Origin of the sequence: Brevibacillus sp. MER 51 (genome assembly GCF_023714195.1) — a bacterium.
Taxonomy (GTDB): domain Bacteria; phylum Bacillota; class Bacilli; order Brevibacillales; family Brevibacillaceae; genus Brevibacillus.
This window is the reverse complement of the sequence record NZ_JAMAUS010000012.1, coordinates 73,704-87,362: the sequence shown is the minus strand read 5'-3', so window position 1 is coordinate 87,362 and position 13,659 is coordinate 73,704. Positions and strand designations below refer to the sequence as shown.

Below are 13,659 nucleotides of genomic sequence, written 5' to 3'. Positions count from 1 at the left end.
TAAACGTTGACGAATTTTTTGAACAACTTCTTATGAGGAAGTGCGGGCAACATTTTATGAGAGAAACCATTTCAATCCTGCTGCTTATGCTCATTGCTGTCCCGATTGCCGGAGAGCTCAAATTTCACCCGTTTCAAGATGATTTCCGCATCAGTTTTGGTACAACGGCTTTTTTCTTTTTTTTATTGTGGCTGCGTCCTTCTTTTTTAGCAGGGATAGTAACAGGGTTAATTGTTGTTCTATTTCGAATAGTCTTGGATTTTGTGTATGGAGATGTCTTTTCGTTTCTGTCTTCTCTTCAGATGCACTTCCCCGCATTTTGTTATTATGCTACCTTTGTTTGTCTATTCTCGCTCTTTCGCGTTAATATGCTACATCATCGACCGCTTTGGGTGGGACTGTTGGGGACAGTCGCAGAAATAGCAGCGAATCTGGTAGAGCTGTCCTTCCGTGCAGTGTCCTGGGAGGGAGTCTTTCAGTTGGAGGTCGTAGGACCGATTGCCGTCATTGCGTTGATACGCAGTTTTTTTGTACTTGGTTTTTTCAATATAATTCAGCTGCGTCAGGCGAAATGGATGGAAAAGCAACAGCGTAATCGAAATGAGCAGATGTTGATACTCATTTCCAATTTGTACGAGGAATCTGTTCTTCTAAAAAAGACATTGCATCAGGTTGAGGAAATCACGCGCAACTGCTATGAGCTGTATCGCGAAATGAACGAGATGGAACAAAAGAATGGGACGGGTAAACGATACGCAAAGCGGTTGCTGTCCCTTGCCGGACAAGTACATGAAGTAAAAAAGGACAATCAACGCATATATGCAGGCCTCTCCAAGCTGATTTCTGACGAGAATGATCGAGACTACATGCCACTTGGCGAATTGATAGGGATCATTGTTCAGGGCCAACGAAAGTACGCAAGAATGTTGGAGAAGGACATTCAGTTTGAAACAAATGTGGAGGTGCCGTATCTCGCTTGCCACATTTACACGACACTCTCACTTATCAACAATCTGGTCGGCAACAGTGTCGAAGCCATTCGTGACCGGGGGATGGTATCGATCGTGGCTACGATTGACGAGAGTCGGGAGTGGATTCATTTTCGTGTAACCGATGATGGGCCAGGCATTGTGGTGAAGGACAAGGAGCTCTTGTTCATGCCTGGATTCACGACCAAATATGACGTATCGGGCAGACCATCCACGGGGATCGGACTTTCATACGTAAAGGAAGTGACAGACAGCCTCCAGGGAATGATTGATTTATCCGAGGACTCATACGGACAAACGACACAATTTTGCATTCGCCTGCCAATCGCAAGTCTGATTCAGAAAGGGTGACCTCATGCGCTACTTCATCGTGGACGATGATCCTGGGATTCGATTCATGCTCGGTCAAATGATTGAGGATGCTGATTTGGGAGAGGTATGTGGGGAAGCTGAGGACGGCTCACAGATAGACCACGATTTTTTGAATTGGAAGCAAGTAGACATCTTGTTGATTGATCTTTTGATGCCGAATCGAGATGGCATTGAAACGGTGCGCCAACTGAGGCGTTTTACAGGCAAAATTGTCATGATCTCGCAAATCGAAACGAAGGAGATGATCGCTGAGGCGTATGCGGCAGGAGTCGAATACTACGTGACCAAACCGGTGAATCGCCTGGAGGTCATCAGTGTCCTGCAAAAGGTACGGGAACGCATATTGCTCCAACAATCCATCGAGGGTATTCAGCGGTCGCTTTCCGTTTTGTCCGGCAGCATGAATGTGACGGCAGCTCCCTCAAAAGAAGCATCGTTTCCGGAAAAAGGCATCTTGTCTTCCGCACGGTTTCTCTTGACTGAATTGGGAATGATTAGCGAAAAAGGCAGCAAAGATTTGCTCGACATGATGGAGTGGCTGTATCGCTGGGAGAAGGAAAGGGATGGAGAAGTAAATCTTCCTCCTTTACGCGATATTTTTTGGGCGATTGCAGCCCTCAAGCTGGGGAAGGGAGTGAATGTCCTGATCCAAAAGGAAACGAAGGCCGCTGAGCAGCGGGTTCGCAGAGCCATTTATCAGGCATTAACCCATCTGGCTTCCCTTGGGCTGACCGATTACAGCAATCCCAAATTTGAGAGCTACGCGACCACATTCTTTGATTTTACCGAGGTGCGAAAACGCATGCTGGAACTGGAGAAGCAGAAGGAAATGACGATCTCTTCTACTCGTATCAATACTAAAAAGTTTATTTTCGTACTCTATATGGAGTCAAAAAGGCGAATTGGTGTATTTCAGGGCTGACTTTTGGAGTGGGCATCCAAATGTGATAAGATATTTCTATTGGTCATGAGCGAAGGCTTCGATGTAAGCTGGTAAAAGCTTCGGAATGTCTTTCGTTTACCATTTGTTTTGGGAGGGAAATAAGTGAGCGAACTACGTAATCCATGGCAGCTACTATACCGAGTCTATCGTCATGTGCAACCTGTTCTGGAGCGGGAGTTTGCGGCCTGGTACAAAAGAGCACAGGCGATTCCCAATCCCGAGCTGAGAAAACAGGCACAAGACAGCATGAACTCCAAAAAGTTTCACTGCCAAGGGGGATGTGTTTATGCAGCACAGGTCATCCCGCATGTAGAGACAATTGTTCCGCTGATTGTCGCCTATCAAACAATCAGCGACTACTTGGATAATCTGTGTGATCGCAGCACGTCACTAGACCCGCAAGACTTCCGTCAGCTTCACGTGTCGATGCAGGATGCATTGACACCAGGCGCGCCCTTGCGAGACTATTATTTGTACCGCGAGGATAAGGATGACGGCGGCTTTTTGGCCGGGCTGGTTCAGACCTGTCAACAGCATGTTGCACAATTGCCAGCCTATGAAAAAGTCCAGGCGAAGATACTCGAGTTTTCTTGTTTGTATAGCGATTTGCAAGTATATAAGCACATTGCTCCCCATTTGCGCGAGGATCACTTGTTGACGTGGTGGGATCAGTATAAAGAACGCTATCACGATTTGCACTGGCAAGAATTTGCGGCTGTCACAGGCTCGACCATCGGGATATTCGCTCTTTTTTGCTTGGCGACTGATCCAGATGTAGGGGAAGAGCAAATACAAACGGTAAGTGAAGCTTACTTTCCGTGGCTGTGCGGGTTACATATTTTATTGGACTATTTAATTGACCTGGAAGAAGATAAAATGGGTGGAGATTTAAACTTCGTGAGCTATTACGATTCGGAACGGATAGCGACTGAACGCTTGAAGCTTTTCATAAAACAAGCAAAGGCAAGCGTTAAACGCTTGCCAAATCCTGCATTTCACCGTATGATCGTGGACGGGCTAGTCGCGTTTTATCTCGCAGATCGCAAGGTAAATCGGAGCCAGCCACACATTTATACTATCGCTAGACAACTACTGAAGCAGGCTAAGGGCTTGCCCTCTGTCCTGTTTTATGTGAACAGTTTGCTTGTACGGCGATAACGGAGAAGAGGTTAGCGCATATGCTTGCGCTTGTACGAAAAGCCAAATCCCATCAACGAGAAGGCAACAACGATACAGCCAAGGATACCGAGGGGGCTTTTTTCCCCAATGGCAATGCCAACTCCGATGAGACAGGCGGTTACCAAAAATGCCAAAGCCAGTGTTACCAATTGATAACGATTCATCGGTCTGTAACCTCCTATCTGTCAATGTTCCCATTATACCTTATTTTCCGCGAAAAGCATCCAGGTAAAGATTTCGGAAATCCCGGTAATATATTTGTGCGAAGTGGTGGAGAACGCAGATGGAAAGCATAATACAAATTAGAAAAGGGAATCGAGTGATAGAAGGTCATGTTACCTATGAAGAAGGGGACTTGATCGAAGCCGTATTTCCCGGCCCATTGGAAGTCACAGTAGGGGATCAGATCCCTTGTCTATTGACGGCTGACTATGAAACGATCAGTACGTTTGAAGCCGTGGTCGTGGCTAAAGACAAAAATCGCTTGTTTTTGTTCCACTCTCCAACAGCTGCTGAGTTTCGGGAACAGCGCAGGCGCTATCCCCGTTTCGACATGGAGGTTAAGGGCTGGATCCAGTATCCGACGCAGGAGCCAGACTCATTTTTTTCCGTCTATAGTCAAATGGTGTACTTGGTGAATTTGAGCCTGGGAGGCTTGGCATTCCGCTCAGACAAACAGATGCCTGCGGATCAGCAAATTGTCTTTTCTTTTGAATTGTATGGTCGCAATCGCCCGGATGGGGTAGTGAAAACTGACCTGGTTATCATACATGAACGAATAGAGGGTCCGAACTATTTTTATGGCTGTACGATCAAAGGAATCAATGCACGTCATTTTCACAATTTGCGCAAGTACATTTTACATCGACAAATCGAGGAACGAAGACGAGTGAATATTGAGTAGGTATTTTTGTGAATTGGTTCAATGGGGACCAATTTTTTTTTTGCCTTTTTTGGCTAGTGAGATTGGAGGGGCTGGAGGGGAGGGAAGAAGCGGCTTCAGTCAACCATTTGAAAAGGCATAAAAGAGGATGAAATGGCAAAAAAACTAAATAGACTTCATGACGAATGAAGCAAAAGCTCTAAAAGCTGGACATCCGCCTCAGCTTCGGCAACTGCTGGAGGGCATCCAAACCGATTTTTTACGCAGTGAAAAAGGAGCATAAGCGTGCACTAGCGAAACTTTTTCTAGCATGCTTCCTGATTCTTATTGGACAAATCGCGCAGGGAGGAAAACGTGAGATGTGGAAAAAATGGATGGTGTGTGTGCTTACCTTGATCTTGAGTATGCCGGTTGTGGCTTGCGAAGCGAATCCTGCAACAGAATCGCAGCCAGCTCAACAGACTCTTCCCTATCGGATGGAGGTATTGGCTGATCAATTGGATGTGCCTTGGGCCATAGACATAGCCTCGGATGGTCGAATCTTTTTTACAGAGCGACCAGGAAGAGTGCGAGTAATTCAATCAGGCAAGCTACTGCCAAAGCCACTCATCTCATTCCCTGCCCCGTTCATAAGCGAGGGAGAAGGTGGGCTGTTGGGCCTTGTGCTCGATCCCGATTTTGCGAATAATCACTACTTGTACGTTTACCATACATACAGAGAGGGAGACGCCACTTTCAATCGTGTTCTGCGACTGCGGGAAGCAAACAACGCAGCACAGATTGACAAGGTGCTTCTCGACAAAATCCCGGGAAGCTCGATCCACAACGGAGGTCGGATCAAAATCGGTCCGGATCAGCGTCTCTATATCACGACAGGCGATGCGCATGAGCCGATGGTTGCCCAAGATCGGGCAAGTCTCGCCGGAAAAATTTTGCGCGTCAATCTGGATGGAACCATTCCTGCCGACAATCCTTTTTCAGGCTCACCTGTTTACAGTTATGGACATCGCAATCCGCAAGGCATCGCATGGTATCCGGATACAGCGATACTCTATAGCTCGGAACACGGCCAGACTGCACACGATGAGATCAATCGGATCGAGCCGGGCGCCAATTACGGCTGGCCGGTCATTTCAGGTGAACAGCAAAAAGAGGGGATGAAATCCCCCCTCCTGCAAAGCGGTGATGCGACATGGGCTCCTTCTGGCATGACGTTTGTATCCAAAGGGCCGTGGAAAGGACAACTGCTCGTAGCGAACCTCAGGGGTAAGCAGCTTCAGAAAATTAGCTTAGACGTTACTCAACCAGATACGGTGTTGGAGGCTGTTACTCTGTTCCAAGATGAGTTTGGGCGACTGCGCGATGTGGTCGAAGGAAAAGACGGCACACTCTATTTGTTGACCAACAACCGCGATGGTCGTGGAAATCCGCGGGAAGGGGACGATAAAATTATCCGACTCGTTCCGATCCAATCATAGCGGTAGCAACAGCCACGTCTTTTGTTCGATTCCCCCAAATCCATCGTTGTAGGAGGACAGCGGCTCCGCCAATCAAAGCGATTAACATTCCGACCCATAGAAAAGCGGTATTTGGACCCCAAATGGTCATGATGACGCCACCGAGCAACGGAGCAATAATGAAAGTGGCACTCGTCATTGAATCGATAATTCCCCTTACGCGGCCCAGTGCTTGCGGAGGGCTTTCTTTTTGTACCAAATAATTGGCGCCGACCGAAGTCAGGCCTGTTCCGACTCCAGCCAATATAGCGGGAATCAGAAGCCAATACATGCCATCAGCCGGCTGGAAAAATCCAATCCATGAAAAGCTAATTCCGATGAGCAAAACGCCACCGCCCAGCACCCACCCGTAAGAACGAATCTCTTTTAAACGATGGAGCCAGGTGACGGTGACAAGTGCCCCTAATCCAATGACACTGACCGTAACCCCGAGCATTTCCGGATTGTCGGGCAGCTTTTCGCGGAAAATCACGGGAAGCTGTGTATCCGCCAACTGAATCGCCAACGAGGTAATGGTTGCGAAGATCGTGCTGAACAACAGGATACGGTTTTTCAAAAAGATGCGCCAGCCCTCTTGCCATGCTTGACGGTAAGGGATAGGTTGCTCTTCTGCGGATGTACGAGACAACGTATTCTCCACTTTGCGAATCGTGAACAGAAATCCAGTAGAGAGAAGGAAGGTCGAAGCATTAATCATCAGACAAATGGCGGGGGCAAAAATCGCCGCTACCAATCCTCCGGCAAGTGGACCGATTAATTTCCCCATCTGGAATACGGCTCCATTCAAAGCAGAGGCTTGTAACAATTGATTCTCGGGTACGATTTGACGTGTCAAGGTCTGTTGCGCCGGATCATTGAAGACAGAAGCACCTGAACGCAAGGCAATGACCACCAGGAACCAAAATGGATTCGGCATGGCAAGTAGGAGCAGAGTGAGAGCAGCCTGTATGATATTCATGGTCATGATCATTCGTACCTTGTTCACGCGGTCTGCAAGTACTCCGGCAAACTGCCCGAGCAAAATGCTTGGAGCTGCATAGGCAACGGGCAGGAGGGCCATCGTCATCGAATCAACCTTCCACACAAACCCCAAGAGGATGGATACCGCAATAAAATCAAACCAATCGCCAAGCGTAGATAGTCCGTACGAGATGAACAGGGTGCGAAACGTTCTATTTTCTTTTAACAAAAAAATCCCTCCATCGATCTGTTAACTCGATGATAAAAGGGATTTGTCAGAGGAATATCAGATAGTTAATGAGATGATGGCCCGAATCTTTTTCTGCAAGTAGTCAAACCGATACTCTTCGGATAATTCCATCCAGATTTTTTGGTATTTACGTTCCCATTCTGCGTCGTAGCCGAAGTCTTTCAAGAACAACAAGATCTTTTGTGCGCCATAAATGAGATGGGGGACGAACTTGGTGCTTCGTAAGACCTCCAGACCTTCATCGACCAAGCGGCGCGCCTTGGCAAGCTCCTGTCGATGGTACAGACAAAGACCGCGCGCAATGGTAAAGCTGCCGAGTTCACGCTGCATAGGGAGTTCTTGCAAGATCTTTTCAGAACGTTGAATAACTTTCTCAGCTTCGTCAACCTCTCCCATGAGCAGATACAAGAGGGTTTCTTCCGCTTGAAAAAAGAGTTGAAAGCCAGGTGAATTGACTCGCGCAACAACCTCCCTGGCAGGAAGCAGCTGTTTTTTGGCTCGCTCCCATTCTTTGGCCTGGGCGTAGACACTGATTGCGGTGATCTGCATCTCATCCTGATAATTTTCAGGCATACTTTTCGCGTTTTTCAGAGCCCATTGTAAAATTTCTACTGTTTTTTGCGAGTCAATTTCTGTCATATGGTATAGATGGAACAAATAAAACAGCTTTTTGGAAATGGGAGTGTTATCCTCGACGAACCAGCCGAAGTCACCGGCAACAAACCGCAAATAGGTAGCATAAAAAGAGTCCATCTGGAAGCCAAGCACTTGCTGATTCGCATAGAGCGTCTGCAAAGCGGCCCCCATACCCATGCCGTGGTAGGTGGTTAGCATCTTCTGGATGTTCTCGGAGAAATCACTGTGTAATGCGGATGGACTAGGCGATTGCTGCTCTTTTAGCGTAAGCCGGTAGCCGACTCCTCGGACCGTATCAATCTTGAGCAGATGAGACCACTTTTGCAGTTTTTTTCGCAAGCGATAAATGTGATCGTCGACAGTACGGTCAGTAGGCTCTTCCAACGGCCAAACGCGATCCAGCAAATCACTCCTTGAAAAGGCCCGGTTTTTCCATGTGTACAGAAATTGAAACAAGGCGTACTCCTTCGGCAAAAGGACAATCGTTTCCCCAGCATAATGGATTTGATACGTATGATCTGACCATGTTATCAATCCCATTTGAAAGACTCCTCGTTAATATTGAACTTCTTCATTTTATTGTAAAGGGTGCCACGAGATACGCCGAGCAGCTCAGCTGCTGCTTTTTTGTTCCCGTACGTACGCTCCAACGCTGCCAGAATGCGCTCTTTCTCGTTCGCAGGTGGAGGAGGGTTTGATGGAATTGATGAACGTATGATTGACGTCGGGGTCGGGGTCGGCTGTGCATACGTTCCCCCCATCGGAGTCAGCATAGAGACGTGTGCGGGTTCTGCGTGACTGCGAATGACAGACGGCAGATGCTCGGGCAAGATAACACCGTTTTCTTGCAGGATCGACAGACGTTCAATGACGTTGCGAAGCTGTCGGATGTTTCCCGGCCAACTGTACTCGAACAACGCCTGCATGACTTCGGGGGAGATGCGTGGTACAGAGTGGTCATGGGCCACCGAATACTCATGAATGAAAATTTGTACGAGCTCTGGCAAATCCTCACGTCGTTCGCGCAGTGGAGGGATCTCCAGAGAAAAGACGTTCAGCCGATAATACAAGTCCTCGCGAAAACGACCGTCTGCAACCATTTGCTCCAGCTGTCTGTTTGTCGCCGCTACGATCCGTGTATTGACGGTGATCGGCTCTGTTCCGCCTACACGGTAAAACTGTCGTTCCTGTAAGGCACGTAGCAGCTTGACCTGCAATTCTAGCGGCAGTTCTCCTATTTCATCGAGGAAAAGCGTACCGCCATGCGCCAGCTCCAGCTTGCCAGGCTTGCCCTTTTTCTCGGCTCCGGTAAAAGCACCACCCTGATAACCAAACAGCTCACTTTCGAACAGAGCAGCAGGAATGGCACCGCAGTTGATCGCAATAAAGGGCTTGTCATGTCGGCGACTTGCCTGATGAATCGCTTTGGCAAACAGCTCTTTTCCGACGCCGCTTTCTCCATAAATCAGCACAGTGGCATCTGTCTGCGCCACTTTTTTTGCGGAACCAATAGCGGATTGGATCGAGGCCGAATGCCCCTTGATCGCGTAAAAAGGATCGTCTGCTGCCTGAAACCGGCTCATCTCTTGCTGCAAATTGTGGAGATGGGCCGTCGTATGCGCTAATTCTTCATTGAGACGAACCAGCTCGGTAATATCCTGTTCGATGGAAATCGCGCCGATAATCTCGCCCTCACGGCGAATCGGTGCCGCATTAATGAGTACATGACTGTCTGGACGAGGAATGTGATAGACACGTTGAACAGATGTCCCTTGACGCAGTGCATCGAGCAGGCGGATCGATTCACTGGCGAAGTGCTCATCGAGCGAAGTTCCGACGACTTGTTCGCGATCGATTTCATAAATCGTTTCTGCTGCCCGATTCCAGTGTTGGACGACATTGCGGGAGTCCACGATGGTGACAGCCTCACTCATCGTATCCATCAAGGTACTGAGCAGGGCAGACTGGTTTTGGGTTAACACGACAAAGGCAGTCATGAGCTGGTATGGCTCGACCATTCCCGTCGGAGTCCCTTGTTCATCCACGATGACGAGTGTCGGCAGATCGGAAACGCCTGGGCCAACGAGAATGTAGCTGATGGATTGTTCGAGCGTGGTTGTAGGAGAGACGATAACGACTTTGCCTCTTCGTTCTTTATCTACCCATTCACCTACAGTTTCACCTGTGCGTATTTTGACAATATCAGGTGGAATCGGAATCGCAAAGGAAGAGAGCGTACTGTCCAGCGAAAATAACGGTTTCAAATCGTCACCTCTTATCCAAACTAACAGGAAAAGGGATCGTCCCTGTTGTACATCTAATCAAAAGTGTACAAGAATAAACACGTAATGTACATATGTGTTGAATGTGTCGGATAGACATCACGATAGCGCTTACGAGAATAAGTTGGCACGATTCATGCTAATAGAAGTGGACAGAGTACGTTGAGGAGGAGACAGTCAACGATGGAACAAGCTATGAAGGATTTCTTTCTATTTTTATCCAAAAACAAAACCTTAAACTCTGCCGCGAAAAAGTGGGGTCTGCGCTTTGGAGCGAGCCGCTTTGTATCTGGTCAAACCATTGCGGAGGCAATCAATGCTGTACGCAAGCTGAACCAGCAAGGTCTCGTGTGCACACTGGATCATCTGGGCGAATTCGTGTTTAGCGTGGAGGAAGCAAACGAGTCTGCTGACTATTGCATCAAAACGCTGGAAGCGATCCACCAATCCGGTGTCGATTGCAATCTTTCGTTGAAAATGACTTCTCTCGGTCTGGATATTAGCCGCGAGCTTTGCATGGACAACATGAGACGCATTTTGGATTCGGCCAAGAAAAACGGAAACATTTTCGTTCGTATCGACATGGAGGACTACGCACATAATCATGTGACCATGGAGATTCTGAATGAATTGCTGCAAGAGTACAACAACGTAGGAACCGTTATTCAGGCGTATCTCTACAAAGCATCGGATGATATCGATAGCCTGAAGGACAAAAAAGTGAATTTCCGCCTCGTAAAAGGAGCTTACAAGGAGTCTCCTGAAGTCGCTTACCCAAACAAGCCAGATGTAGATGAGAACTACAAAAAAATCATCAAGCAGCATCTGTTGAACGGCGGGTACGCTGCTGTGGCAACTCATGATGACAACATTATTGATTTTGTGAAAAAGCTGGAAAAGGAACACAATATCCCGCGTACACAGTTTGAATTCCAAATGTTGTATGGTATTCGCACGCAGTCCCAAATTGATTTGGCTCGTGAAGGCTATAAAATGCGTGTTTATGTACCTTATGGAAACGACTGGTACGGTTATTTCATGCGCCGTTTGGCAGAAAGTCCGGCAAACGTAAAATTTGTTCTCAAAGGGATGTTTACGAAATAAGTTTTGCGAAGTATACTTGACACCTTCGGAGATTCTCCGGAGGTTTTTATTTTATCTGGAAAGGTGAGAGTCTTGTGAATTGTTCGATTATTTCGCTTACTCCTCCATATTCTTTTGACCGGCTGCTTCGGCGTCTTGAGACACATCCAGATACGCAGTTACGTGTGAATAAAGAAAAAAATAGCCTACAGCGCGTCTATCGTATCGGCTTACGGCCTGTGCTAGTCAGTATGCAATTTATAGGCAGCTTGGAAGAGCCTGCACTACGCTACGAGACACAGGTGATTTTGCCCAAAACAGACCAGCAGCTGCTAGAAAAAATGATCCGCCGTACTTTTAGTGCCGATTTGGATCTATCTGTTATTTACGAGCAGATGAGGGAAGAAAAGGAGCTCGCCATCTTGACTGAACGGTTTCGCGGTCTTCGTCTTATGCTGGATGCCGATTTGTTTCAATGTATGGTCAAGACGATCATCGGGCAGCAGATCAATCTGACCTTTGCAGCCAATTTGAGCGAGAGGCTTGTTACACGAGCAGGCGACCCAGTAGAAAACTCAAACGGCGAAGGCATCATGGCTTTTCCGACGCCTGACGCGGTAGCGAGATTGACTGTGGAGGATTTGCGTTCTCTGCAATTTAGTCAGCGAAAAGCAGAGTATATCATCGATTTCGCCCGCGCCATTGTGAATGAAACGGTAGATTTGGAAAGACTATGGACAATGGAGGATGAGGAAATCATTACTTATCTCACTTCGCTGCGAGGAATTGGACGATGGACAGTAGAGTGCCTACTCATGTTTGGGATGGGGCGTCCAGACTTGTTGCCTGCTGCTGACATCGGTTTGCGAAATGGAATTGTTCACCTTTATGGGATGAAAACGAAGCCAAATGAAAACGACATTCGCAAGCTGGGGGAAAAGTGGGCTCCATGGCGCAGTATCTATTGTCTGTACGTATGGGAAGCAGTGGGGGCGATCAAGAGAAAAGAGGTATTTGACCTGTAAAAACTTTCATTTTTAACAAAAGTTCAATAATTTTAAAAAATTAAAGGTTGAATAGTAAGTTAATTTTAAGTTATACTGATGAAAATTTTATTTTATTAAATAATATTGAGAGGATTCATATGAAAGAACTTTCCACGAAAGAAACAATTACAATTGGTTTGATGCTGTTTGCCCTATTCTTTGGAGCAGGGAACATGATTTTTCCGCCAGCTCTAGGACAAGCTGCAGGAGATAATGTTTGGATCGCGATGGCTGGCTTTTTGATTACTGGTGTAGGTCTGCCTTTACTTGGAATCATTGCAGTAGGCTTGGCTGGCGGTAACTTGCAAACGATGGCGTCAAGAGTCCATCCGATGTTTGCAGTCGTGTTTACGTTTATTGTTTATCTGTCGATTGGTCCATTCATGGCCATTCCGCGGACAGGTACAGTAACCTTTGAAATGGGCGTATTGCCGTTTTTGCCTGAGTCTATGAAAGGCAGTTGGGTACCGCTTTTTGTGACCACAATCGTCTATTTTGCCATCACCTTCTGGTTGAGTCTGAACCCGAGCAAGCTTGTGGATCGAATCGGTAAAATCTTGACACCTGCACTTTTGATCATCATTGGCCTGATGTATGTCAAATCACTCATTTCTCCAATGGGTGAGGTGGCACAACCAATAGGCGCCTATCAGGATACAGCATTCTTCAAAGGCTTTATCGAGGGCTATCTGACGCTGGATGCATTAGCTGCAATGGTATTTGGTCTGGTAGTAACAACGGCTGTTCAAGAAAGAGGAATCATCGATCGCAAAAAAGTGATGTGGTCTACGATTAAAGCAGGAATTCTCGCAGCTACCGGACTTGGACTTGTCTATCTTGCCCTCAGCTATTTGGGAGCGACGAGTGTATCGTTTGCGAAATCGGAAAATGGTGGACAAATTTTGACAGGAGTCGTGCATCAATTGTTCGGTCCGTTAGGCTCGCTTTTGTTGGGAGCAGCTGTTACGCTTGCTTGCCTCACCACTTCTGTCGGGCTCGTCACAGCGTGCAGTCAATTTTTCTCGAGTCGTATTCCTGGCATCTCCTACAAGAAAATGGCTGTGATCCTGAGTGTGTTCAGCGCTGCGGTAGCAAACGTAGGTTTGACGCAGCTGATTACCTTCTCTGTGCCTGTCTTGATGGCGATTTATCCGCTGGCGATCGTGCTGATGCTGCTGACGTTTTGTGATCGGATGTTCAAAGGACATCGTGCTGTTTACGTCGGCGCGATCACGGCAACGGCCTTCATCAGTTTGCTGGATGGAGCTTCCCAGCTTGGATTGTCTATCGATTCGCTGACACCATTCTTGGAACAATTGCCTCTGTACAAAGTAGGAATTGGTTGGCTGGTGCCAGCTTTTGCGGGCGCACTGTTCGGGTTGTTGTGGGCTAGCCTCACACGCAGTGTTCCGGTTGTAAGAGAAACGAAGTAATGAATGAAGAGCGGGTGGGCTTTAGGTCCACTCGCTTTTTTTATTGTTGCAAACCATTTTGTCCTGCTTTTACCAGCTGGATAGGA

The 13,659-nt window shown here is 47.4% G+C and carries 12 protein-coding genes; 8 read left to right on the top strand and 4 right to left on the bottom strand.

Annotation, left to right across the window (positions count from 1 at the left end; genetic code table 11):
* Window positions 1–401: 401 nt before the first annotated feature.
* From M3630_RS23060 to M3630_RS23050, 3 genes are all read left to right on the top strand, one after another.
* Window positions 402–1,340 carry a sensor histidine kinase gene (locus M3630_RS23060; protein WP_251253674.1) on the top strand — a complete coding sequence of 313 codons (939 nt, stop codon included), beginning with the start codon at window positions 402–404 and terminating at the stop codon, window positions 1,338–1,340.
* Between the two features lie 4 nt (window positions 1,341–1,344).
* Complete coding sequence (locus M3630_RS23055; protein ID WP_251253673.1) at window positions 1,345–2,283, top strand: response regulator; 939 nt, start codon at window positions 1,345–1,347, stop codon at window positions 2,281–2,283.
* Window positions 2,284–2,406: 123 nt separating this feature from the next.
* Entirely contained in the window at window positions 2,407–3,462 is a 1,056-nt protein-coding gene (locus M3630_RS23050; RefSeq protein WP_251253672.1) for a tetraprenyl-beta-curcumene synthase family protein, read from the top strand.
* Between the two features lie 11 nt (window positions 3,463–3,473).
* Here the strand turns inward: M3630_RS23050 and M3630_RS23045 are convergent, their stop codons facing one another.
* On the bottom strand, window positions 3,474–3,647 hold the full coding sequence (locus M3630_RS23045; RefSeq protein ID WP_007722723.1) for a YlaF family protein: 174 nt from the start codon (window positions 3,645–3,647) through the stop codon (window positions 3,474–3,476).
* 119 nt (window positions 3,648–3,766) lie between these two features.
* Here M3630_RS23045 and M3630_RS23040 point away from each other — a divergent pair, with 119 nt between their 5' ends.
* Window positions 3,767–4,387 carry a PilZ domain-containing protein gene (locus M3630_RS23040; protein WP_173611298.1) on the top strand — a complete coding sequence of 207 codons (621 nt, stop codon included), beginning with the start codon at window positions 3,767–3,769 and terminating at the stop codon, window positions 4,385–4,387.
* A 338-nt stretch (window positions 4,388–4,725) separates the two neighbouring features.
* On the top strand, window positions 4,726–5,844 hold the full coding sequence (locus M3630_RS23035) for a PQQ-dependent sugar dehydrogenase (RefSeq protein WP_251253671.1): 1,119 nt from the start codon (window positions 4,726–4,728) through the stop codon (window positions 5,842–5,844).
* Here the strand turns inward: M3630_RS23035 and M3630_RS23030 are convergent.
* Genes M3630_RS23030 through M3630_RS23020 form a run of 3 tightly spaced genes read right to left on the bottom strand, consistent with a single transcriptional unit; the run spans window position 5,816 to window position 9,993 of the window.
* Entirely contained in the window at window positions 5,816–7,072 is a 1,257-nt protein-coding gene (locus M3630_RS23030) for an MFS transporter (protein WP_251253670.1), read from the bottom strand. The genes M3630_RS23035 and M3630_RS23030 overlap by 29 nt on opposite strands.
* 57 nt (window positions 7,073–7,129) lie before the next feature.
* Window positions 7,130–8,269 (bottom strand): winged helix-turn-helix domain-containing protein, encoded by a 1,140-nt coding sequence (locus tag M3630_RS23025; RefSeq protein ID WP_251253669.1) that lies wholly within the window; start codon window positions 8,267–8,269, stop codon window positions 7,130–7,132.
* Window positions 8,260–9,993, bottom strand: a complete 1,734-nt coding sequence (locus M3630_RS23020; protein WP_251253668.1) for a sigma-54 interaction domain-containing protein — start codon at window positions 9,991–9,993, stop codon at window positions 8,260–8,262. The genes M3630_RS23025 and M3630_RS23020 overlap by 10 nt, the downstream gene beginning before the upstream one ends.
* A 201-nt stretch (window positions 9,994–10,194) precedes the next feature.
* On the opposite strand from M3630_RS23020, the gene M3630_RS23015 reads away from it, so the two are divergent.
* The 3 genes from M3630_RS23015 (at window position 10,195) to brnQ (ending at window position 13,573) form a co-directional block, all read left to right on the top strand.
* Window positions 10,195–11,115, top strand: a complete 921-nt coding sequence (locus tag M3630_RS23015; RefSeq protein WP_173611303.1) for a proline dehydrogenase family protein — start codon at window positions 10,195–10,197, stop codon at window positions 11,113–11,115.
* 74 nt (window positions 11,116–11,189) lie between these two features.
* Window positions 11,190–12,119, top strand: coding sequence for a DNA-3-methyladenine glycosylase family protein (locus tag M3630_RS23010; protein ID WP_251253667.1), 930 nt, complete (start codon window positions 11,190–11,192; stop codon window positions 12,117–12,119).
* A 119-nt stretch (window positions 12,120–12,238) separates the two neighbouring features.
* Complete coding sequence (brnQ, locus tag M3630_RS23005) at window positions 12,239–13,573, top strand: branched-chain amino acid transport system II carrier protein (protein WP_251253666.1); 1,335 nt, start codon at window positions 12,239–12,241, stop codon at window positions 13,571–13,573.
* Window positions 13,574–13,659 lie beyond the last annotated feature (86 nt).